The sequence below is a fragment of the Marinobacter sp. R17 genome (assembly GCF_003789045.1).
Lineage (GTDB): Bacteria > Pseudomonadota > Gammaproteobacteria > Pseudomonadales > Oleiphilaceae > Marinobacter_A > Marinobacter_A mangrovi.
On sequence record NZ_RHGZ01000002.1, the window covers coordinates 127,289 to 148,360 of the forward strand.

Below are 21,072 nucleotides of genomic sequence, written 5' to 3' on the forward strand. Positions count from 1 at the left end.
TCAGTTTGTTGACGCCGGAGTCGTTGATGCAGGAAAAGAGTCAAAAAACAGACTACGTCGATCCCACGGCGGCTCTATCCAGTTACCTGGACGATCTGTTGTTCGTGGCGACCAGCACGGCGACGGAAACCGAGACCGAAACCGAAACCGGGACGGAGGTCAAAGCCGAAGCGCCGGTCGCGCCGGTGGAAGCGCCGCCCTCGGTGGATGTTGCGGAACAGGACCGTGTCAAACAGGCTGAACGCGAGGCCCGTCGTGAGCGCGTGCGGGCGCAGGCCCTGCGTGTGAAGGCCCGTCGGGCGGAGGCGGAGAAGCAGCGTCAGGCGGAAGCACTCCAGCAGGTTGAAGCTCGGGCTGTGGTGACAGAAACGGCCGCACCGCCGGCGCCAGAGGTGATCGCCGAGCCAGCCGACGCGGCCCAGCCCGATACCCAGCCGGCACCGCTGGGGCGTCCAGAGTGGGCGGATCAGGCGTTCGAGTGTCTGATCTTCCGGGTTGCAGGTCTGCAGCTCGCGGTTCCGCTGGTGCTGTTGGGAGCCATCCATCGCATGGATACCGACCTGCATTCGATTCCCGGGCGCCCCCGCTGGTTTATGGGCATGATGCCGTCAGGCGAACACAACCTGCGGGTTGTGGACACCGCGGAATGGGTGATGTCGGGACGGGTTCCCGAAGGCGCGCGGGACGGCTACCAGTTCGTGATCCGGCTGGATGACAGCGAGTGGGGCCTGGCCTGTGACGAAGTGGCCCAGTCCTTTACCCTGCGCCCGGACGATGTACGCTGGCGCTCGGAGCGCAGCCGCCGGCCCTGGCTGGCGGGCACGGTGGTGGATCACATGTGTGCGCTGCTGGATGTGGGGGCGATGACCCAGCTGCTGTCCCGTGCGGAGCGGGAACAGAAACTCGATCTGAACTGATTCGTTTTACAAATATTGAAAAATGATGGTTGGCCCGGGATGGCACGCTTTGTGCCCTGTTCTATAGTATGGGGCAACCGTGTTGGAATTTTGACAGCGTTTGTGCGGTGCCCCTTGCCGGGGGCGCCATCTGATTGAAGAGAGGACATTATGGCTTCCCCAAGTGGACAACAGAGTCAGGGCGCAGAAGACAAGGTCCTGCAGTACGTGACCTTCAGGCTCGACGAAGAGACCTACGGCATCGACGTGATGCAGATCCAGGAAGTGCTGCGTTATACCGAGATTGCCCCGGTTCCAGGCGCGCCGGACTACGTGCTGGGGATCATCAACCTGCGCGGCAACGTCGTCACGGTGATCGACACCCGCCGCCGGTTTGGTCTGGCGGATGCCGAGGTGACCGATGCCACCCGGATCGTGGTGATGGAGTCCTCCCAGCAGGTGATGGGCATCCTGGTCGATTCGGTGGCTGAAGTCGTCTATCTGAAGTCCAGTGAAATCGAGACCGCACCCAACGTGGGGAACGAGGAAAGCGCCAAGTTCATCCAGGGGGTGTGCAACAAGAACGGCGAACTCATCATTCTGGTTGAGTTCGACAAGATGCTGGCAGATCACGAGTGGGCGGAAATCGCCGCACTGTAACCCCTCCCGACCGGAGGGCCCTTCACGGGGTGTGATGCTGCCAGCCGGGAGAAAAGGCTATGGCTGACTGGCTAGACATCGCACCCTGGGCCCTCACGGCAGGGTCCCTGATCCTGCTCAGCGTTCAGGCAATCCTCAATCGTCGTCGCATCCAGCAACTGGAGACCCGTTTCCGGGAGCGTCTTGAAACCGTGGGCCGCGAGCTGCACGCCACCAGCAGTGGCAGCATGGGCGTGGGACAGCGGGTGATTGCCTGCGAGCGCAGCCTGCACGAGTTGCGGGCTGCGGTGGACGAGATGCGTCAGAACGATCCGCTGAGAATTTCCTACGACGAGGCGTCGCGCCTGGTTGACCTGGGTGCGGATATCGACGACCTGATGAATACCTGCGGCATCTCCCGGCCAGAAGCCGAGTTGGTGTCCGCGCTGCGTCGTCGTCAGGTCGCCTGAGCCGGTCCGTCTGCCTCGGGTGAGTCTGTCCCGGTCCGGCCCGCATCGGCCGGCGTCTTGCCCTGCAGGTGGAAGGCAAAGGAGAGAATCTCCGCAATGACCCGGTACAGGGTCTCGGGGATTTCCTCGTCCAGGTCCAGTCGTCCCAGGATTCCGGCCAACTCGGCGTTCTCATACAGCGGTACGCCGTGTTCCCGGGCAATCCGAATGATCTCCCGGGCCAGTTCGTCGGTACCGCTGGCCGCGACGGTGGGCGCTCGCTCACCGTCGTACTTCAGGGCGACCGCCGTTTCCCGCCGATAATCTGTGCTGTTTTCCGTGCTCATGCCCTGACATCCACCAGTCGATGATCCAGTTGCGTTTTGGCCCCCTGCGGCTGGCCGCGACGGCATTCCAGCTCCACCACATCCAGTCCCAGATCCCCGAGTCGCTGACGCAGCTGGGGCAGCTCTTCGTTGGCCCGACGCAGCGTGTCGGTTTTCTCGGCCCAGATCCGGGCTGACACCTGTTGCTGCTGAATGCCCAATTCGAACGTAACGGCGCCCGCTTCATCCAGATCCATCGCCAGCGTCAACCGCCACTCCGCCACACGCCGCTTGGGACGGTTGCTGTCGGCGTCCTCGCCATCGTGTTCCAGGCGGAGTTGCGCGGTGCGTGGCTGATTCTGGGCGTCCAGCCAGGGCAATTCCAGCAGCCAGGTGGGCGTCGCTACCGGCGCATCCGCCGTGGTGCGCGTCGTCAGCGTTTGGCTATGGAGCTGGTTGACCGTAATGCGGTTCAGCATGCCGGCCAGCAGGCGCAGCATCTGACCGGTGTTGAGCTGATCCTGGGCCGGGGGCGGTGCCAGTGGCGAACCGGCCTGGGGAAACTGCAACGGCGACTGCACCAGGTCCTTGCTGGTCAAGGGTACATAGCGGTTGAACGCTTCGGCTTCTTCATTCTGGCTGTTGAGCAGGGCCGTGACGAGGCGGTTCAGGGCCAGCTTCAGGTCGGCCGGTGGCGACGCGGGCGCCTGCGCCAGGCGGCTTTCCGCAAACAGGCCACTGTCGCGGACCCAGGCTTTCAGCGTGTCGACCGGGTTGTCGGTATTGGCCCTCTGGAGTTTGCCGGCTTGCGGCAATTGGGAAACCAGTTGCTCCAGGGCCTGGCGAACCTGGGGTGGAACGGTCGTCTGGCGATTGTCCGTCGGCGGTGAGGACAGGGTCTGTAATGCCCGCGCCAACTGGCCAAGCCCCTGATCCAGTCGATGCTGCCAGGGCAGGTGTTGAGCCAGTTGCTGGGCAATCCGGGCCTGCGGCGTGGTGTCCTGGGCCACCTGGCCCATCAGTCGCAGCTCATTCCCGGCGCGCATGATTTTGACCCAGTCGCCGGGTTGGAGGCGGGTATCGCTGTTGACCACCAGGGATTTGCCGCGCACCTCCAAAAGGAGCTGTTCCGGGGCGGACGCGGTTTTGTCCAGAACCTGCGACACCCGGGCCAGCACCTGCTGACTCTGGCGAAGCTGCAACTGGTCCAGCAGCTGACGCGGGCTCACTGTCGGGAGTGCAGCCGATTCGCCGTCGCTGCCGGACGTGGGCCCGGGGCGAGTGGAGGAGGCCTTGTCCGTTTGGGTGCTCTTATCCGGTGTAGGGGGTGTCTGTCCCGGTACGGGAATTTTCATGGTTGGCCCGTTTGTAGTAGGGGAATCAGCCCTTCGAGGCATTGTTCCCCTGGCACGTTCTCACTATTCTGTTCAGGTTAAACCCTTTCGGACCTTTTTGTGTAATCGAAGGAGCGGAGCAGAGGCTCCCTGGGGCTCTTCTGGGTGTCATGATAACAATGAAACACGATTCAACAGTACGGCATCCCGACCTGATTTCGGCTATAGTGCGGCCTTCCGATTCTAAGCCGATGGTGCCCTGCAAGCACATCGTGAGCGGCCACCGGGGTACCTGATGTCATTTCCTCTTCTGCAAGCCACCAGCCTCAGCTGTGAGCGGGACGATCGCATCCTGTTCACCGGCGTGGATCTGGCGGTCGAGGCAGGGAGCCTGTTGCGGGTTGAGGGACCCAATGGTGCCGGCAAGACCACGCTCTTGCGCATTCTGGCCGGGCTGCATGCCGGTTATGAAGGCGAGATTCTCTGGTGCGGCGAACCGATTCGGCGGGCGCGGGAACATTTTCTCCGGAACCTGTTGTACATTGGGCATCGTCCCGGTATCAAACCCCTGCTGACACCGCTGGAGAATCTGGGTGCGCTGCTGGCTCGCAATCCGGGGATGACCCGGAATCAGCAGGAAGAGGCCCTGGAGGCGGTGTCGCTTCTGCCATTCGCCCACATTCCTTGCCACCATCTCTCGGCAGGGCAGCAGCGTCGAGTGGCACTGGCTCGTCTTTACCTGTCCGACGAACCGCTCTGGATTCTGGACGAAGCCTTTACCGCCATCGACCGCGCTGGCGTGGAATCCCTGGAACGCCTGCTGGAAAAGCGCATGGCGGCTGGCGGGGCCATCATACTCACCACCCATCATCGGCTATCCATCCAGGGTGCCCGGTCCCTCGACCTGCAGATCCATGCCGGGGAGGCGTTGTCGGTATGAGTGCCATGCAGAAATTGCCGCGACTGACGCCCAAACAGGAGAGTGTGCCGGTCTGGCCCGCGTGCTGGGCGGTACTGCGGCGGGATTTGCTGAGCAGCCTGCGCCAGCGACAGGATCTGTTCAATCCGCTGGTTTTCTTTGTGATGGTGGTGTCGCTGTTCCCGCTTGGCGTAAGTCCCGAGAAGGCTTTCCTGAGCGAAGCGGGCGCCGGCATTCTCTGGGTGGCGGCCTTGTTGTCGACCCTGCTGTCGCTGGATCATCTGTTTCGCCATGATTTCGAGGAAGGGGTGCTGGAACAGCTGTTGCTCCAGCCCCAGCCGCTCTACCTGATCGTGCTGACCAAGGTATTTGCCCACTGGCTGGTGACCGGGGTGCCGCTGATCCTGATGACGCCGCTGCTGGGCCTCATGCTGCAACTGGACGGGAACTCGATCGCCTGCCTCTGTCTAACGCTGCTGCTTGGAACGCCGGTGCTCAGTTTTATTGGCGCAATCGGTGCGGCGCTGACGCTGGGGCTGCGCTCGGCGGGCATCCTGCTTTCTCTGCTGGTGATCCCCCTCTATATTCCCGTGCTGATTTTCGGCACCGGTACCGTAATGGCTGCCGGCCAGGGCCTGCCGATCACCAGTCACCTTGCGCTGTTGGGCGCCTTGCTGGTCCTGGCGCTGACCTGCGCGCCTTTCGCCACGGCCGCCGCCCTGCGTATCAGCGTTTCAAACAGTTAACCGGAGACAGGTCTGATGTGGCAGTTCTTTCACAAACTCGGCTCCCCCAAATGGTTCTATGGCATCGCCGGCCGGCTGATGCCCTGGTTCCTGGTGCCGGGTTTGCTGCTGTTGCTGACCGGTATTGTCTGGGGGCTGGCCTTCGCACCGCCAGACTACCTGCAGGGCAACAGCTATCGGATCATCTACATCCATGTGCCGACGGCCTTCCTGGCCCAGGCCTGCTACGTGATGATGGCGGCTGCGGGGCTGGTGACGCTGGTCTGGCGCCTGAAACTGGCGGATGTGTTCGTCAAGGCGGTGGCGCCCGTGGGCGCCGTGGTGACGTTCCTGGCGTTGTTCACCGGTTCGGTCTGGGGTAAGCCCACCTGGGGTACCTGGTGGATCTGGGACGCGCGTCTGACGTCGATGTTGATCCTGCTGTTCCTGTACTTCGGTGTGATCGCCCTGGGTAACGCCATCGCCGACGAGAAGTCCGCTGCGCGGGCAGTGGCCGTGCTGGTCCTGGTGGGCGTGGTAAATATCCCGATCATCAAGTATTCCGTGGAGTGGTGGAACACGCTGCATCAGCCTGCCACCCTGAAGCTGACCGAGAAACCCAGCATGCCGCCGGAGATGTGGGTACCGCTGGTCTTATCGATCGTCGGGCTGTACCTGCTGTTCGGCTGGCTGGCCTGTCTGCGGATGCAGACCGAAATCCTGCATCGGGAACGGCGCGCGCGCTGGGTCCGGGAACTGGTAGAGTGAGGCTGTTATGGCGTTTGATTCGCTGCACGATTTCTGGACGATGAACGGGCACGGGCCGTATGTCTGGACCTGCTACGGCGTGTTTTTCCTGGTGATGGCGACCCTGGTCATCGGTTCGATCCTCCAGCGTCGCCGGGTGATCGATCGTCAACGCTGGCAGCTGAAAATGGCGCGTCGCCAAACCGCAACGGCCACACCGAGAACCGAAGAGGGCACGTCCTGATGCATCCCGTCCGCAAACGACGCCTGACCATCGTGATCTTCCTGCTGGCGGGCTTGGGCATTGCCGTTGGGCTGACGGTCTACGCCTTCCGGCAGAATATCAACCTGTTCTACGATCCCACGGCGATCGCGGCCGGGGAGGCGCCCCACGACATCGTCATCCGGGCTGGCGGCATGGTTGAGGACAACAGCGTCGAGCGCGAGCCCAACAGCCTGAAGGTCCGGTTCAAGGTGACCGACTTCAAGTCCACTGTCCTCATGGAGTACGACGGCATCCTGCCGGACCTGTTCGCAGAAGGGCAGGGCGTGGTGGCCACCGGCCGTCTGCGGGATGACGGTGTGTTTGTCGCGGATGAGGTGCTGGCGAAGCATGATGAAAACTACATGCCGCCGGAGGTGGCCAAATCCCTGAAGAAAAAGACCGGTGACGATGCCGCCGCAGATGCGGTGAAAACGGTTGTCACGGAATAGGCGGAGAGCGCGATGATTCCCGAGTTTGGCCATTTTGCCCTGATCCTGGCCCTGATGCTGGCGATTTTGCTGGCGCTGGTGCCCCTGGCCGGCTCCATTACCCAACGGTCGGACCTGCAGGCGTTCGCCCGTCCGCTGGCCAGCGGTCAGTTCGTGTTTGTGGCCATTGCCTTTGGCTGCCTGGCCTGGGCGTTCATCACGGACGATTTCTCGGTCGCCTATGTGGCCAACAACAGCAACAGCCTGCTGCCTTGGTACTACAAATTCAGTGCCGTTTGGGGCAGCCACGAGGGTTCGCTGCTGCTGTGGATCCTGATCCTGACAGCCTGGACCGTCGCTGTTGCGATTTTCAGCCGGCGCCTGCCAACCGAGTTGGTGTCGCTGGTGCTGTCGATCATGGGCATGATCAGCGTCGCCTTCCTGCTGTTTATCCTGATCACCTCCAATCCGTTTACGCGTCTGCTGCCGAATGTACCGGCAGACGGCGCCGACCTGAATCCGTTGTTGCAGGACTTCGGCCTGGTGATCCACCCGCCGATGCTTTACATGGGCTATGTGGGTTTTTCGGTGGCCTTTGCCTTCTCCATTGCGGCGCTGATCAACGGCCGCATGGACGGCGCGTGGGCGCGCTGGTCACGGCCCTGGACCACAGTGGCCTGGTGCTTCCTGTCACTGGGGATCGCACTGGGCAGCTGGTGGGCCTATTACGAGCTGGGCTGGGGCGGCTGGTGGTTCTGGGACCCGGTGGAGAACGCCTCCGTGCTGCCCTGGCTGGCGGGCACGGCGCTGATGCACTCGCTGGCAGTCACAGAGAAGCGCGGCGTGTTCAAAAGCTGGACGGTGTTGCTGGCGATTGTCACCTTCTCGCTCAGTTTGCTGGGCACGTTCCTCGTGCGTTCCGGGGTGCTGACGTCGGTGCATGCCTTCGCCGCCGACCCGGCGCGGGGCAAATTCCTGATCGGCGTCCTGGCGGTAACCATCATCGGTTCGCTGGCGCTGTATGCTTTCCGGGCGCCGGTGGTGCACACGCGGGTCCGCTACGGCTCGCTGTCCCGGGAAATTTTCCTGCTGCTCAACAACGTGCTGTTGATGGCGGCGATGCTGCTGGTGCTGGTCGGTACGCTGTATCCGTTGGTGCTGGACTATCTGGGCGCGGGTAGCCTGTCCGTCGGTAAACCGTTCTTCGACATGACGTTCAGCCCGGTGGCCATAGCCGTGGCGCTGCTGCTGGGCGCCGGTATTTTTTCGCGCTGGAAACGCACGGATGGTGGCTGGCTGGGTCGGCAATTGCTGTGGCCAGCGGCGATCAGCCTGGTGTTGGCGGTGATCGTGCCGCTGTGGCTGGGGCATCTGGAGCCCTGGGCGTTTGCCGGTTGTTTTGCGGCGGCGTGGGTCGTCGTCGCCACTTTCCGAGACATCTGGGCCCGGTCCGCTTCCCGCCAGGGACGCTGGGCGGCCCTGCGTCGCTTGACCCGCAGCTATTACGGGATGGTGTTGGGGCATCTGGGCGTGGCGATCGTCATGGCCGGCGCCACCGTTGTCACCAACTATGGCGTCGAGCGGGACGTGCGCATGGCGCCGGGTGAAACGGTGGAAATGAGCGGTCTGACGTTCCATTTCGACAGCCTCAAACATCGCCAAGGCCCCAACTATTCCGCCGAACAGGGTCGGTTTGTGATCACCCACGAGGGAGAACCGGTCACCACGCTCTATCCCGAAAAGCGGGTCTACACCGTCCAGCGCAACGTGATGACCGAAGCGGGGATCGATGCCGGTTTGTTCCGGGACCTGTTTGTGGCGCTGGGCGAGCCTGTGGGCGACACCGCCTGGGCCGTGCGGATCCAGTACAAACCGCTGGTCCGTTGGGTCTGGCTGGGCGCGATTTTCTTGGCGTTGGGTGGGGCGCTGGCCATCGCCGACCGGCGTTACCGGATGCGGGTCACCCGTGAATCGCCGGAAGCGTCGACACAACAACCCGCTTCAGCAAGTACTGTTACAGGGAGCGCGTCTTGAGTCTCAAACGAGTGTTGCTGTTCCTGCCGTTGGTGGTCGCCGTTGGGGTCGGCGTGGTGTTGTCTGCCGGCATCGGCCGGGACAAGGAAACCCTGGAGTCGGCGTTGATCGGCAAGCCCGTGCCCGGATTCCAGCTGGCCTCGCTGCAGGATCCGCAAACCACCTACCTGCCGGATGTGTTCAAGGGCCAGGTCAGGCTGCTCAATGTCTGGGCGACCTGGTGCCCGTCCTGTCGTGTCGAACACCCGCAACTGGTCAAGCTGTCGCGGGAACAGGGCGTCCCCATTATTGGTCTGAATTACAAGGATAATCGCGAGGAAGCGCTGAAATGGCTGGACAAACTGGGCAATCCATACAGCAAGGTCCTGTTTGATCCACAAGGCACGTTCGGCTTCGATCTGGGCGTGTACGGGGCACCGGAAACCTACATCATCGATGCGGACGGCACCGTGCGCTACCGCCACGTCGGCGTGGTGGACGAAAAAGTCTGGAAAGAAGAGTTGGCACCGCTGGTTGCCCGTTACAAGAGGGAAGGCTGATGCGCGAGATTGGCCTGCTTTTTCTGATCCTTCTCAGCGGCGTGGCCCACGCGGTCGGCGACACCTATCCCTTTGACAACGATGCCGACCGGAATCGCTTCGAGACCCTGACGCAGGAATTGCGCTGCCCCAAGTGCCAGAACCAGAGCATTGCCGATTCCCTCGCGCCGATTGCCGCGGATATGCGGGCGGAAGTGCATCGTCTGGTCCAGCAAGGCGTAAGTAACGACGCCATCATGACAGCCATGACATCCCGCTTCGGCGAGTTCGTGCGCTACCGGCCCGAACTTGAGAAGCGGACGTTGCTGCTTTGGTTCACGCCCCTGATCGTCGTGGTGGTGGGGATTGTCGCCGTCACCATTTTGGTGATTCGCTCCAGGCGCTCGGCAGGCACCAACGAACCGGTACTCAGTAAGGCGGATCGCGCGCGCCTTGACCGCCTCCTGGATGCCGACGAGTCTCCCCGCGATACACCCTCCCAACATTCCTGATTCATGGTCACGAGTCTATGACAACCGCTTTCTGGCTGACGCTTGCCGCACTGATTGGACTGGCGCTGGTCTTTGTCCTCTACCCGTTGTTTTTCGGTCGGTCGCAGAAGGCGGACGTCGATGATATCCGGCACCAGAATCTGCTGGCGTACCGGTCCCGGCTGGCAGAGCTGGATGCGGACCATGAGGCGGGCGTGATCGATACACCCACGTACGCCCAGATGAAGGAAGAGCTGGCGGGGACGTTACTGGACGATGTGGATCGATCACCCGAGTCTCCCGGCCGAGGGCCGGGGCGAAGCCGCCGAGCCGCCCTGGTCGTCGTTCTTATCAGCGTCGTTGCGGTGCCGGCGGTCTCCCTGTGGCTGTATCGCGACTGGGGTGGTGTGGATCAGATGGAGCAATACCGAACCATGCTGGCCCTGCAGCAGGCGGATCAGGGCCGCAACCAGAAAATGGCCGCGCTGGCGGAACAGTTACGGGATCGCCTCATGGATAGCCCGGACAATCTGGACGGCTGGGCCATGCTGGGTCGCACTTACATGAGCCTCGAGAACTACGATGAGGCGGCCTGGGCGTTCGAGCAATTGGCCGGACAGGTGGAGGAGGTGCCCCGTGAAGCGGCGACCGCCTGGGGCCTGGCCGCACAGGCCCGCTTCTTCGCCAGCAAAGGGGCCATGACCCCGGTGGTTACCTCCACCATCGACAAGGCGCGCTCGCGCAACCCGGATGAAGTCAATGCGCTGGGCCTGCTGGGCATCCATGCCTTCGAGCAGCAGGACTACCGGGAAGCGATTCGTTACTGGGAACGCATCATCCAGGTGGCGCCGGATCATCCCCAGTTGCCGTCCATCAAACAGGGCGTGGCGGAAGCCTACCGGCGCCTTGGCGAGCCGGTGCCCGATCAACTGATGGCGTCTGGTGGGGCGGCTGTGACGGTGAAGGTCACACTGGCGGATAACCTGCGGGACAAGATCCAACCCGATACGACTCTGTTCGTCTTCGCCAAGGCGGCCGGTGGATCGCCGATGCCGCTGGCGGTTGCCCGACTACAGGCCGGCCAATTGCCGGTTACCGTGACCCTGGACGACAGCATGGCCATGGCACCGGGCAACACGCTCTCCAGTGCCGATCAGGTGATCGTGTCGGCGCGCTTGTCGTCGTCCGGCAATGCGATTCCACAGAGTGGTGATTGGCAGGGTTCGGCCAGCGAGCCGGTCAGGTTGGCAGAGTATGACGGGCAACCGGTCGCCGTCACGATTGATCGGCAGGTCCCTTGATCTGACTGTCCCTGGGTTCTTCTGACCGAGGAGGGAAGTGGCCCGTCGGAACGTTGCGGCGGGCCATACGCACGGAGACGTTATTCCGTCTCGTCATCCCCGATGTCCACCAACGGTGGCGGGAAGCCGCCCAGTTCCTTCCAGCGATTGACGATACCGCAGAACAGATCGGCCGTTTTCTCCGCGTCGTAAGCGGCGGAATGCGCTTCACGGTTGCTGAACGGAATACCGGCAATCTTGCAGGCGCGGGCCAGCACCGTGTGCCCATAGGCCAGGCCGGCGAGTGTGGCCGTATCGAACGTGGAGAACGGGTGGAACGGGTTACGCTTGATGCCGCACCGGTCGGAGGCTGCAAACAGGAAATTGTGGTCGAAGGTCGCGTTATGGCCCACCAGCACCGCCCGCTTGCACTCGTTGTGGCGGATGGCCTTGCGGATCGGCGTGAAGATATCACTCAGGGCATCCCGCTCGTGGACCGCATCCCGCTCCGGATCCCACGGATCGATCCCGGTGAAGTCCAGGGCCGATTGTTCCAGATTGGCATTGTCGAAGGGGTGAACGTGATAGGCCAGGGTTTCGCCCCTTTTGAGCCAGCCCTCATCGTCCATCTCGATCAGTACGGCAGCAATTTCCAGCAGGGCATCCGTCCGGGCGTTGAAGCCGCCGGTTTCCACATCCACGACGACGGGCAGGAAGCCCCGGAAACGTGCGGCCATGGGAGAGGTCGGTTTTTCTTCCTCGATCACTGAATACCCTTACTGTTGCTGTTGAATGATGTCGCTTGGCTCACGGTTATTTACGCCTGCAGGCGCCAGCGGATCGTTTCTCCCGCGCGCAACGGCGTAATGCGGCCCTCGCCCAGGGGCAGGGAATCGGCCTGGGTCCACGGTTCCTTCACCAGGGTAATGGTGTCGGTGTTGCGCGGCAGGCCGTAGTAATCCGGGCCATTGAAGCTGGCGAAGGCCTCCAGCTTGTCGAGTACACCCAGATCCTCGAAGGCTTCCGCATAGAGCTCAATGGCGGCGGGCGCCGAGAAGCAGCCGGCGCAACCGCAGGCGCTCTCTTTGCGGCTGGTGTCATGGGGGGCCGAATCGGTCCCCAGGAAAAACCGGGCATCCCCGCTGACCACTGCGTCCTGCAAGGCCTGTTGATGTTGCTGGCGCTTGAGGATCGGCAGGCAGTACAGGTGCGGGCGGATGCCGCCCACCAGCATGTGGTTGCGGTTATAGAGCAGATGCTGCGGTGTGATGGTGGCGGCGAGGTTGCGCTCGCTTTCCATCACGTAGTGGGCGGAATCCGCCGTCGTGATGTGCTCCAGTACGACGCGCAAATCCGGGAATCGTTCCCGGGTCGGTGCCAGCACGCGCTCCAGGAAAATCTTTTCCCGATCGAAAATATCGATATCACCGTCCGTGACCTCACCGTGAACCAGCAGGAGCATGCCGCACTCGCTCATGGCGGCCAGCGCATCGTCGATGTTGCGGATATCGGTCACGCCGGAAGCCGAATTCGTGGTCGCGCCGGCGGGATAGAGCTTGGCCGCCAGAACGCCGGCGGCGTGGGCGGTGCGGATATCTTCCGGCGTCGTCTGCTCGGTGAGATACAGGGTCATCAGGGGATCGAACCCGGTGTCGCCCGGCAGGGCGTCCAGGATCCGCTGGCGATAGGCCATGGCCTCATCCGCATTGACCACCGGTGGTACCAGGTTGGGCATGATGATCGCCCGATGAAAGCAGCGCGCGGTTGCCGGTACGACATCGGCCAGAGTGGCGCCATCGCGAACGTGGAGGTGCCAGTCGTCGGGGCGGGTCAGGGTCAGTGTGGTGGTCATGGAGGCAGCGATTTCCTGATGCGGGTGTGACGGTTTCCGGCGGAGTATACCAGACCCGGAATGGGGATTGGGCGCGCGGTAACGGCCAACCGATTTCCTAAAGATTTCCGCGGAACGGCCGATAGCAACACTATCAACCGTTTACCGTATTCCAGATGGTCCGTCCGATGAAAAACGTCCTGCGCCCGTTGCTGATGCTCCCGCTGTTTGCTGTTCCCTTGCCGGTGAGCCAGGCCGCGAGCTATGGTGCCGGCATCGAGAATAGCCAGTGGTACCTGACCACTTCAGTGTTCAACTGCACGATGACCCACGACGTCCCGGGATACGGGCGCGCGGTTTTCCAGCATCGGGCGGGGGAGGCGTTGACCTTCTATCTTGAGTCCAACCTCCGGCTGATGAAGGTGGGGCAGGCATCGCTCAACGTGGAGGCACCGAGTTGGCGGCCAGGTGTCGCACCGCGGCCGTTGGGACAGATCCGTGTCTCTTCTGATCCGCGCCCGGTCAAAGTCGGGACGCCCCAGGCGATGGCGATGGTCGACGGGCTCATGAAAGGCATGGCGCCGACGGTCACCAGCCCGGCGCGCTATTCGTCCGGTCCGGTTCGGGTGCAATTGTCCAATATCCACTTTGCCAACACCTATCAGGAATACCAGACCTGTGTCGCCGGTCTGCTGCCGGTGAACTACGATCAGATCAAACGCTCTCGCATCCACTTCAAGCTCGACAGTGCCCAGCTCAGCAATGCGGATCTGGATCGCCTGGATCTGATTGTCCGCTTCATCCAGGCCGACAGCACCATCGCCCAGATCTACGTGGATGGCCACACCGATCGCAGCGGCAGCCGGATTCACAATCGGCAGTTGTCCGAGGATCGCGCCAATACGGTGGCCGAATACCTCAAGGCAAACGGAATCCCCGAAGACAAGATCATCACGCGATACCATGGTGAGCGCTATCCGGCCTCCAGCAATCCGGCCGAAAACCGTCGCACGACGGTGCGGCTGGAGCGGGAAGGCGAGCGCCGCAGTCTTCAGCGTGCGGAAGCGGACAGCGATCCCCGCAACGGTTAACAGAGCCGCGAACCGCGGCTTTTCACTCTTCCCGATTGGATGCGGCGCCCGCCTGCCGTACAATATCGCACTTCTCTGAATCCGGTCGTTCCTTCTCCACGCCTCCGTTAGGGTTGAAGATGGGGCGCCGTTTAGCCATTCGGAGGCGCCGGCGCGGCGTCTCCTTTCTGATCGACTCGGAGCATGGACATGTCAAACATCAAGAAGGTCGTACTGGCCTATTCCGGTGGCCTCGATACCTCGGTCATCGTGCGCTGGCTGCAGGACACCTATCAGTGTGAGGTCGTCACGTTTACGGCTGACCTGGGTCAGGGCGAGGAAGTGGAGCCGGCCCGCGCCAAGGCCGAAGCCCTGGGCGTCAAGGAAATCTACATCGAAGACCTACGCGAAGAATTCGTGCGTGACTTCGTGTTCCCCATGTTCCGAGCCAACACCATCTACGAAGGCGAGTACCTGCTGGGTACCTCCATCGCCCGTCCGCTGATTTCCAAGCGACTGATCGACATCGCCAACGAAACCGGCGCGGATGCGATCTCTCACGGCGCTACCGGCAAGGGCAACGACCAGGTCCGTTTCGAGCTGGGCGCCTATGCGCTCAAGCCGGGAGTCCACGTCATCGCTCCCTGGCGTGAATGGGACCTGAACTCGCGCGAGAAGCTGCTGGCATACTGCGAAGAGCGCAATATTCCGGTGGAGAAGAAGAAGGGAAAATCCCCTTACTCCATGGACGCCAACCTGCTGCACATCTCCTATGAAGGCATGGTGCTGGAGGATCCCTGGGCCGAGGCGGAAGAGGAAATGTGGCGCTGGAGCGTGGCACCGGAGCAGGCGCCGGACCAGCCGACCTATATCGAGCTGACCTACGAGAAGGGTGACATCGTGGCCATCGACGGCGAGCGGCTGAAGCCGCATGAAGTCCTGGCCCAACTGAACAAGATCGGCGGCGATAACGGCATCGGTCGTATCGATATCGTCGAGAACCGCTACGTGGGCATGAAGTCCCGCGGCTGCTACGAAACCCCGGGCGGCACCATCATGCTGCGCGGCCACCGTGCCATCGAGTCCATCACCCTTGACCGTGAAGTGGCCCACCTGAAAGACAGCATCATGCCGCGCTACGCCGAAGTGATTTACAACGGCTATTGGTGGTCACCGGAGCGTGAGGCGCTGCAAGCGCTGATCGACCAGACCCAGACCTACGTCAACGGCACCGTTCGCCTGAAACTCTACAAGGGCAACGTGGACGTGGTTGGCCGGAAGTCTGAAGACTCCCTGTTCGACGAGAAGATCGCTACTTTCGAGGAAGACCAGGGCGCCTACGACCAGAAGGACGCCGAAGGCTTCATCAAGCTGAACGCCTTGCGTCTGCGGATTGCAGCCAGCAAAGGTCGCAAGCTGAGCTGATCGATTCCCGGAGGCCGGCGTCCGTCGGCCTCCGACTATCGATAATCCATTCCTTTGAGTCAAAGTTATTAAATGGAATCGGATTTCGAGGAGATCTCGTTGCCGCAAAGTGAGGCCGCGATCTTTGAGTGACATTGGCAAGCAGGCGTAAGAACAGCCGGCTGTCTTCGGGCAGTCGGTTTTTGTGGCCGGCTATCGCTATTGGAGGTGCTTGTCGTTTTCAGGATGGCTGAGGGGGGGAGTTGGCGCTCGTCCGTCACCCGGTCCCGTCCGGTCGCCTTAGCTTGGTAGAGTGCCCTGTCGGCTCTCTGGATGGTGTCTTCGGTCCTTTCGCCGTCACGGTGTTGGGCAACGCCTATAGATGCGCTAATCTGCACACCCTGTTGAATGTTGTCACAGCAAAGCTCCCTAAGTGACTGGCATACCCTTTCTGCCTTGACTCGCGCGCCCTTCAGATCGGTTTGCGGGAGGATCATCATAAACTCCTCGCCGCCATAGCGCCCAAAGCAATCGATGTCCCGCATCCGTTCATCAACAGAACAGGCAACACGTCGCAGAATGGCATCGCCAGCCGGATGCCCAAAACGGTCGTTGATCTGTTTGAAATGGTCAATATCCAGTAAGGCGATGCTTAGTGGAGATCGAGAGCGCCTGCAGCGATTGATCTCGCTTGTCAGCACATCCATCAGACGACGTCGATTGGCGACGCCCGTCAATTCATCAATATGGGCCAGCTCCCTGATTTGCTGCATGGCCGCCCGCAGTTCCCGGTTTCGCTCACGGACCTCCTTACGAAGGCCGCTGATGTAGCCGCCAATGATGGCGATTTGACCCATCACCAGCGCGAAAGCCAATACCTGGATAATTTCGATAGAGAGTTTCTGCATAATGAGCGCCGGCCGCGTCAGCCAGATGGCCAACACCAGCCCGCCGTAGAGAACCAGGTAAGCGACAGCCACGCCCAGGAACTGTCGTGTGCGCAGCGCGAGAATGCCGTAGAGCGCCGGAACGATCGCAATCAGCAGGAAAATCGTGCGTGCCTGCGCCACTTCCAGAAAGTACATGACCCAGATCGGAGGCAGGAGAGAAGCCACCATCTGCGCGCTGGTCATGCTGGGGTCTTTGAAACGCAGGTTGATGTTGAAATGGATGAACAGGAAAAAGACGCCATTGATGAACAGTGACAGCAGGAAGAATTCGATGACCACATGCGCGGGCACCAATTCAGTCAGCCAGCACAGGGAGACCACGGCTAAAGTAGCCTGGTAGGAAAGGAAAGACATGCCCAACCGGCGCTTGCGCAGGCGTTGGTCTCGCGCCTGTTTCGGGTCGTCGAAGACGGCGGTTGGGCTTTCAACAGTCATGGGCTGCGCCTGGCATGTCACATCGGGTTATCGAAAAGAGTCATTGCCAGCTTAGCCGATAACGGCGGTCAGTGTCGTGTCAACAAGAGGTAAAGACGGTGGGCCGGAATCAAGAGGCTGGAACCACAAAAAAGCCCCCGCAAAGCGGGGGCTTGTCGTCAGGCTTGTTCGCGATACTTAGGGCGAACAATCGCCCGCAGCTTCACCGAAGGTGACGCAGGTTTCGACGGCCATGGTGCCGAAAGCAGCCGCCGGCTGGGCCGAAACCGGTGTGCCGTGGCTGAGGCTGTCTTCGCCATCTGCAGCCGGATAGTCGGCTTGCTTGTAGATGTGGAACAACGGGTCTGCCAGGCCATCATCGAAGCCCAGGCTCAGCGGATTGGTGCCTGCCAACGGCGCACTGAAACTCTTGACGGTGACGTTGATCGGAAGACCCGTCTGAGCCGGCGTCAAGGTCGCGTCAAGGGCTGGGATACCCCAGACATCGTCGTCTGCAGCATTCGGAATAACCGTGTCGTTCTCCACTTCAGAGAACAGGACGGTTGAGCCCTGATCCGCCAGGTTGTCCACAAAGTTAACCGGGTCAGCGGTGTCCACCGTTGCCTGGAAGATGTTGAAGTAGGTTTCCAGGTCTGCGTCACCCTGCGCAAGGCCGGCCGACTGCTGCAGACCCAGCAGGATGCGAGGTGCAAAGGTAGGCGAGTTCTCCAGCAGACGCACGATGCCACCACCGGGGGTCAGCATACTGGCCGCGGTGATGTCGTTGGCTTTAACATTTGGGTCAATAGTTTCGGAGATTTGATTGGCATTTACTGCAGCCACAAATGGCGTGCCGGTAATTGTACCCAAGGAATGGCCGACGAAGTAAATGTCGCCTGAAGGAATTGTTACTCCAGTTTTGATTGTTACATCTTCCGACAAGCTAGCGCGCAAATTCATCTGATCCACGGCGCTTTCGCGGAGGTTGTCTCGGGTGGTTAGGAAACTGGTGAGGTTAATGAACAGGCTTCCTGAGTCACCAACGCCGTTTTCGTAATCTATTTTGGCGGGTGTGCTTGGTTGTGCTGCGTAGTAACCAAAGTGGCGCTCATGTCCAGTCATTCGAGCTATGCCAGGAATCGTGCTACCGGCATTCTGAGTGGTATTGATTAGCGACATTGCTGTCGCCGTATCGCCACCTAGCGCTGCTGCAAGGTTACTTACATTTCCGGCCAGGACAAGAGGTGTCAAAGCATCAACTTGGCTGTCTGAAGCACCCGTTGATGAGAGTAGTGTTCTAGTAAGCTCCTCTTGCTCATCAGCCGAAAATGCGGCAACGCCATGCAGGGGTTGATCTATTGCAACGACTGTAAATCCTTGAGCGGCCAATAGGGTGCCGAAGGTTAATGCTGCACTGCGATCAGTCGTAATACCATGCTGATATATGATGGTTTTTCCATTTTTAGGGATGGTGTTATCCCCTGATGGGTTCGGTAGAAGTACTAGCACAGGCACTTCCACATCAGTCTGTTTTTTCGGGAACGGGAATATGTAGTTCACCGCGGTAGACTTCGATGGATCCGCTTGCGGAATTTTGAGACCCAGTGATGAGAATGCTTCATTCAGGCCATATGCCAATCCACTGTCGGCGACCCAACTGTCACTAACTATGCCTTGTTTGGACGTAGAGAGAAAATAAGGCAATGAGAGCGTCCCTTGTGCCACTAGCACGTCATTCTGTGCCAAACCGGCATTAGAAAGAATTGGGCTAGTGACGGCGGATACCAGAGGTACGGGCAGAACAGAAGACGTATCAAACGTAAAGTCGCTGGCTCCTCGGTCATCTTGAATTGGCATCAAGTCAGAAAAATTAGAGGCCAGTGCTACGCCGGTACAGGCGATAGCTGATTTGCCCATCAAACCATCACAGCCTGCAGGAGGGGGGGCATCGAAGATGGGCGAAAGGGCAACCTTTAGAGCAGCTGTCGGGTAAGAACCGACGGCTGCAGATACAGCGGCAGAGGTATCGTCGTAACCGAAGGTGTCATCACCACCAATCAGGAAGTCCGCCGGTGTGATTTTGCCGTCTGCATTCAGGTCAAAGTCAGCAGCGGTCACCGAGCCATCGTCATTGAGATCCCACGTCTCAGGATCCAGAGTTTCTTTGGAGTAGAACTTCGCAGCGCCCGTCACCTTCTTGGCGGCGGAGACGCTGAGGAAGGTCTGGAGCTGATCCGCAAACCAAGAAGCCGGTTCGGCGATGTATTGCAGGACTTTCTCGTCATTCGATGTTGTAAACGAGTAGGTCAGGGCAAGGTTGCTGTCGGTGACGGCGCCTGAGGTCGCTGCTGTGACGAGCGGTTCCCACAGGCTGTTGATGAGTGTGCGCACCGGTGCCAGAGCCGAGTTGCCCAGAGGCTGCTCTTCGTCGGTCAAACTCTGGTAGGACGGGGAGCCGACGATGTTTTGTCCGCTCACATCCTTGATGCCTGTGGTCACGGCGACAACATACCGCTTACGCGGGTCGAGTGGTTTGAGCGGCAGAATGCGAATCGCAGAGGTACCGTCGAGGGTTTCGACGTCGGCGCGGAACGATGGCTGGTTGTCCGGGTCAATCGTGGGCGGTTCACTGTTGCTGAGCGCCTGAACCGGGTCGCCGCTGGCATACTTGAGCTCAATCAGGAAAACGGTTGAACCGGCCTTCACGGTGGAGGCATCCACTTTGCCATTCAGCTGTATAACGGCCGGCGCAACGGTAGACGCGCCGCTCAGCTCGTTCAGCGCTGTGGTCACGGGCGGTGAGGAATCGCTTACGCCGAAGGTGCCATCCGTCTGATCGGAATCGAAGATCAGGTCATTAGGGATCGGCAGCTCACTGGTAATCGGATTGAAAATTGGCCATGTCTTGCCGGAGAAGTCCGGGTTACTGATCTTGTAATCCGGGTTGGCGTTTTTTGTATTGGAGCCGTCATCAAGACAGCCGGAAAGGCCAACGGTCGACGCTACGGCAAGGCTTATTAGCGTTTTTCTAAACATGGATGGAACCTATTCCTGTTGTTGTGTCGTTATTGTCGGCACTGACCGCTCCGGTTGGCCCGGTTGCCCTCGGTCAGTCGCCAATTCTTGTCTGAAAACCTGCGGAGTGGCGATCGACCGCCCTCCTGCCAGCGCTCTGGTGCGAGCACACCAGTGGTTTCTATCAGTCTGACTATATCGGAAGAAACTGAAACCTGTTGATCGCTCTAAAGTGTGATTCTCATCGATCCACATCCCCAGCGCGGGCCTTTATGAAAAATAGATCGGGGTCCGGATACTGTCGAGTATCGGGACCCCGATCTGAGGGTTCTTTCACGATGTATGACGATGCCCGTGCCGGCATCGGGGTTCAGTCGAAGCGGCTGAAGTCCGGTTTGCGCTTTTCCTGGAAGGCGGTAAACGCTTCGGTGGCCTCGGCTGACTTCAGGCGTTCGCCAAACAATTGCCCTTCGGCCAGCAGCGTTTCGCGGATGGCATTCCGGTTGGGACGGTTCAGCAGGGCTTTGGTGGCCCGAATGGCCGCCGGCGGTTGTGCGGCCAGCTGTTGGCAGGCGGCCAGGGCGTCCGACTCAGTGCTGTCGGGGGCGCAAATGCGGTTGAGCAGGCCAAGGCGATCGGCCTGTTCAGCATCGAAGGGGCTGCCCAGCATCAGCAGCTCGCTGGCCCGGGCGCGGCCAAGCCATTGCGGCAACAGCAGGCTCGATGCGCCCTCGGGGCAGAGGCCCAGATTGGCAAAAGGCATTTGGAAGCGAGTGTTGTTGCCGGCGAAGACCATATCGCAATGGAGCAGCATGGTGGTGCCGATGCCGACCGCCGGGCCGTTGACCGCCGCAACGACTGGCTTGGTGGCGTTGGCCAGGGCAAACAGGAAGCGACCGACGGGGGTGGACTCGAATTCCCCCGGCAGTCCCTCGGCAAAATCGCTCAGGTCGTTGCCGGCTGTGAAACACTCGTCACTGCCGGTGATCAGCGAACAGCGGACGGAGCCGTCTGCTTCGGCATCTCCCAAGGCGTCGGCCAGGCCGGTATACATGGCGTGAGTCAGGGCATTCTTACGCTCAGGGCGGTTGATGCGAATGACCAGTACACGGTCGTGACGTTCGGTCTGGATAAGGTCGGTCACGGGGTTCTCCTGCTTGTCGTTATCTGTGGTGTGGGGCGATTAAAGCCGGGTTTGGTCTCTCAATGCAACCGGATTGCCCGATTCCTTGAGTATGAACCGCTGTCTTCGGGCATGAGGAGGAACAGGCCGGGCGCTGATTCCTGCGGTTGAATCGGGTAAACTATGGCGCACTTTTCAAGCGTCGTGACGGGCC

At 60.8% G+C, this 21,072-nt stretch carries 21 protein-coding genes; 14 read left to right on the top strand and 7 right to left on the bottom strand.

All coding sequences use genetic code 11. The features are described 5' to 3' along the window. Positions 1-26: 26 nt before the first annotated feature. The 3 genes from EB809_RS02565 (at position 27) to EB809_RS02575 (ending at position 2,005) form a co-directional block, all read left to right on the top strand. The gene (locus EB809_RS02565) at positions 27-917 is read left to right on the top strand and encodes a chemotaxis protein CheW (RefSeq protein ID WP_123633243.1); all 891 of its coding nucleotides are present in this window, start codon (positions 27-29) and stop codon (positions 915-917) included. A gap of 150 nt (positions 918-1,067) precedes the next feature. After that, positions 1,068-1,556: a chemotaxis protein CheW gene (locus EB809_RS02570; protein ID WP_123633244.1), complete on the top strand. Its 489-nt coding sequence runs from the start codon at positions 1,068-1,070 to the stop codon at positions 1,554-1,556. A gap of 59 nt (positions 1,557-1,615) precedes the next feature. Then, a complete protein-coding gene (locus tag EB809_RS02575; RefSeq protein ID WP_123633245.1) occupies positions 1,616-2,005 on the top strand; it encodes a DUF2802 domain-containing protein in 390 nt (129 codons plus the stop codon). Here the strand turns inward: EB809_RS02575 and EB809_RS02580 are convergent. Together EB809_RS02580 and EB809_RS02585 are read right to left on the bottom strand one after the other, a co-directional pair. Then, positions 1,993-2,331, bottom strand: a complete 339-nt coding sequence (locus tag EB809_RS02580) for an EscU/YscU/HrcU family type III secretion system export apparatus switch protein (protein WP_123633246.1) — start codon at positions 2,329-2,331, stop codon at positions 1,993-1,995. The genes EB809_RS02575 and EB809_RS02580 overlap by 13 nt on opposite strands. After that, positions 2,328-3,665, bottom strand: coding sequence for a flagellar hook-length control protein FliK (locus EB809_RS02585; RefSeq protein WP_123633247.1), 1,338 nt, complete (start codon positions 3,663-3,665; stop codon positions 2,328-2,330). The genes EB809_RS02580 and EB809_RS02585 overlap by 4 nt, the downstream gene beginning before the upstream one ends. Before the next feature lie 274 nt (positions 3,666-3,939). On the opposite strand from EB809_RS02585, the gene ccmA reads away from it, so the two are divergent. From ccmA to ccmI, 9 genes are read left to right on the top strand one after another with little or no spacing between them, the layout of a single operon-like run. Then, entirely contained in the window at positions 3,940-4,584 is a 645-nt protein-coding gene (gene ccmA / locus EB809_RS02590) for a cytochrome c biogenesis heme-transporting ATPase CcmA (RefSeq protein ID WP_123633248.1), read from the top strand. A 5-nt stretch (positions 4,585-4,589) separates the two neighbouring features. Then, positions 4,590-5,309 carry a heme exporter protein CcmB gene (gene ccmB, locus EB809_RS02595; RefSeq protein WP_223807794.1) on the top strand — a complete coding sequence of 240 codons (720 nt, stop codon included), beginning with the start codon at positions 4,590-4,592 and terminating at the stop codon, positions 5,307-5,309. A gap of 15 nt (positions 5,310-5,324) precedes the next feature. Next, positions 5,325-6,056: a heme ABC transporter permease gene (locus tag EB809_RS02600; RefSeq protein WP_123633250.1), complete on the top strand. Its 732-nt coding sequence runs from the start codon at positions 5,325-5,327 to the stop codon at positions 6,054-6,056. 7 nt (positions 6,057-6,063) lie between these two features. Beyond that, a complete protein-coding gene (ccmD, locus tag EB809_RS02605) occupies positions 6,064-6,279 on the top strand; it encodes a heme exporter protein CcmD (RefSeq protein WP_123633251.1) in 216 nt (71 codons plus the stop codon). Then, positions 6,279-6,749: a cytochrome c maturation protein CcmE gene (gene ccmE, locus EB809_RS02610; protein ID WP_123633252.1), complete on the top strand. Its 471-nt coding sequence runs from the start codon at positions 6,279-6,281 to the stop codon at positions 6,747-6,749. Before ccmD ends, ccmE begins: the two co-directional genes overlap by 1 nt. A 12-nt stretch (positions 6,750-6,761) precedes the next feature. Beyond that, complete coding sequence (locus tag EB809_RS02615; protein WP_123633253.1) at positions 6,762-8,762, top strand: heme lyase CcmF/NrfE family subunit; 2,001 nt, start codon at positions 6,762-6,764, stop codon at positions 8,760-8,762. Then, the gene (locus EB809_RS02620) at positions 8,759-9,301 is read left to right on the top strand and encodes a DsbE family thiol:disulfide interchange protein (protein WP_123633254.1); all 543 of its coding nucleotides are present in this window, start codon (positions 8,759-8,761) and stop codon (positions 9,299-9,301) included. The genes EB809_RS02615 and EB809_RS02620 overlap by 4 nt, the downstream gene beginning before the upstream one ends. After that, on the top strand, positions 9,301-9,792 hold the full coding sequence (locus tag EB809_RS02625) for a cytochrome c-type biogenesis protein (protein ID WP_123633255.1): 492 nt from the start codon (positions 9,301-9,303) through the stop codon (positions 9,790-9,792). Before EB809_RS02620 ends, EB809_RS02625 begins: the two co-directional genes overlap by 1 nt. A 17-nt stretch (positions 9,793-9,809) precedes the next feature. After that, a complete protein-coding gene (gene ccmI / locus EB809_RS02630; RefSeq protein WP_123633256.1) occupies positions 9,810-11,072 on the top strand; it encodes a c-type cytochrome biogenesis protein CcmI in 1,263 nt (420 codons plus the stop codon). Positions 11,073-11,152: 80 nt separating this feature from the next. On the opposite strand, the gene rnt is transcribed toward ccmI, so the two are convergent. Continuing rightward, entirely contained in the window at positions 11,153-11,788 is a 636-nt protein-coding gene (gene rnt / locus EB809_RS02635) for a ribonuclease T (protein ID WP_123633257.1), read from the bottom strand. A gap of 80 nt (positions 11,789-11,868) precedes the next feature. After that, on the bottom strand, positions 11,869-12,903 hold the full coding sequence (gene pyrC, locus EB809_RS02640) for a dihydroorotase (RefSeq protein WP_123633258.1): 1,035 nt from the start codon (positions 12,901-12,903) through the stop codon (positions 11,869-11,871). A 167-nt stretch (positions 12,904-13,070) separates the two neighbouring features. Here pyrC and EB809_RS02645 point away from each other — a divergent pair, with 167 nt between their 5' ends. Together EB809_RS02645 and EB809_RS02650 are read left to right on the top strand one after the other, a co-directional pair. Next, positions 13,071-13,973, top strand: a complete 903-nt coding sequence (locus tag EB809_RS02645; RefSeq protein WP_223807781.1) for an OmpA family protein — start codon at positions 13,071-13,073, stop codon at positions 13,971-13,973. A 189-nt stretch (positions 13,974-14,162) separates the two neighbouring features. Continuing rightward, entirely contained in the window at positions 14,163-15,377 is a 1,215-nt protein-coding gene (locus EB809_RS02650) for an argininosuccinate synthase (protein WP_123633260.1), read from the top strand. Between the two features lie 68 nt (positions 15,378-15,445). Here the strand turns inward: EB809_RS02650 and EB809_RS02655 are convergent, their stop codons facing one another. From EB809_RS02655 to EB809_RS02665, 3 genes are all read right to left on the bottom strand, one after another. Then, positions 15,446-16,741 carry a GGDEF domain-containing protein gene (locus EB809_RS02655; RefSeq protein WP_123633261.1) on the bottom strand — a complete coding sequence of 432 codons (1,296 nt, stop codon included), beginning with the start codon at positions 16,739-16,741 and terminating at the stop codon, positions 15,446-15,448. Positions 16,742-16,918: 177 nt separating this feature from the next. Continuing rightward, positions 16,919-19,756 (bottom strand): hypothetical protein, encoded by a 2,838-nt coding sequence (locus EB809_RS02660; RefSeq protein ID WP_123633262.1) that lies wholly within the window; start codon positions 19,754-19,756, stop codon positions 16,919-16,921. A 349-nt stretch (positions 19,757-20,105) separates the two neighbouring features. Further along, positions 20,106-20,879, bottom strand: coding sequence for an enoyl-CoA hydratase (locus EB809_RS02665; RefSeq protein WP_123633263.1), 774 nt, complete (start codon positions 20,877-20,879; stop codon positions 20,106-20,108). Positions 20,880-21,072 lie beyond the last annotated feature (193 nt).

Excerpts from the sequence above, each read along its gene's own strand:
- EB809_RS02565 (WP_123633243.1), top strand. The coding sequence starts at position 27 with ATGCAGGAAAAGAGTCAAAAAACAGACTACGTCGATCCCACGGCGGCT.
- EB809_RS02570 (WP_123633244.1), top strand. The coding sequence starts at position 1,068 with ATGGCTTCCCCAAGTGGACAACAGAGTCAGGGCGCAGAAGACAAGGTC.
- EB809_RS02575 (WP_123633245.1), top strand. The coding sequence starts at position 1,616 with ATGGCTGACTGGCTAGACATCGCACCCTGGGCCCTCACGGCAGGGTCC.
- EB809_RS02580 (WP_123633246.1), bottom strand. The coding sequence starts at position 2,331 with ATGAGCACGGAAAACAGCACAGATTATCGGCGGGAAACGGCGGTCGCC.
- EB809_RS02585 (WP_123633247.1), bottom strand. The coding sequence starts at position 3,665 with ATGAAAATTCCCGTACCGGGACAGACACCCCCTACACCGGATAAGAGC.
- ccmA (WP_123633248.1), top strand. The coding sequence starts at position 3,940 with ATGTCATTTCCTCTTCTGCAAGCCACCAGCCTCAGCTGTGAGCGGGAC.
- ccmB (WP_223807794.1), top strand. The coding sequence starts at position 4,590 with ATGCAGAAATTGCCGCGACTGACGCCCAAACAGGAGAGTGTGCCGGTC.
- EB809_RS02600 (WP_123633250.1), top strand. The coding sequence starts at position 5,325 with ATGTGGCAGTTCTTTCACAAACTCGGCTCCCCCAAATGGTTCTATGGC.
- ccmD (WP_123633251.1), top strand. The coding sequence starts at position 6,064 with ATGGCGTTTGATTCGCTGCACGATTTCTGGACGATGAACGGGCACGGG.
- ccmE (WP_123633252.1), top strand. The coding sequence starts at position 6,279 with ATGCATCCCGTCCGCAAACGACGCCTGACCATCGTGATCTTCCTGCTG.
- EB809_RS02615 (WP_123633253.1), top strand. The coding sequence starts at position 6,762 with ATGATTCCCGAGTTTGGCCATTTTGCCCTGATCCTGGCCCTGATGCTG.
- EB809_RS02625 (WP_123633255.1), top strand. The coding sequence starts at position 9,301 with ATGCGCGAGATTGGCCTGCTTTTTCTGATCCTTCTCAGCGGCGTGGCC.
- ccmI (WP_123633256.1), top strand. The coding sequence starts at position 9,810 with ATGACAACCGCTTTCTGGCTGACGCTTGCCGCACTGATTGGACTGGCG.
- rnt (WP_123633257.1), bottom strand. The coding sequence starts at position 11,788 with ATGGCCGCACGTTTCCGGGGCTTCCTGCCCGTCGTCGTGGATGTGGAA.
- pyrC (WP_123633258.1), bottom strand. The coding sequence starts at position 12,903 with ATGACCACCACACTGACCCTGACCCGCCCCGACGACTGGCACCTCCAC.
- EB809_RS02645 (WP_223807781.1), top strand. The coding sequence starts at position 13,071 with ATGAAAAACGTCCTGCGCCCGTTGCTGATGCTCCCGCTGTTTGCTGTT.
- EB809_RS02650 (WP_123633260.1), top strand. The coding sequence starts at position 14,163 with ATGTCAAACATCAAGAAGGTCGTACTGGCCTATTCCGGTGGCCTCGAT.
- EB809_RS02655 (WP_123633261.1), bottom strand. The coding sequence starts at position 16,741 with ATGACTGTTGAAAGCCCAACCGCCGTCTTCGACGACCCGAAACAGGCG.
- EB809_RS02660 (WP_123633262.1), bottom strand. The coding sequence starts at position 19,756 with ATGTTTAGAAAAACGCTAATAAGCCTTGCCGTAGCGTCGACCGTTGGC.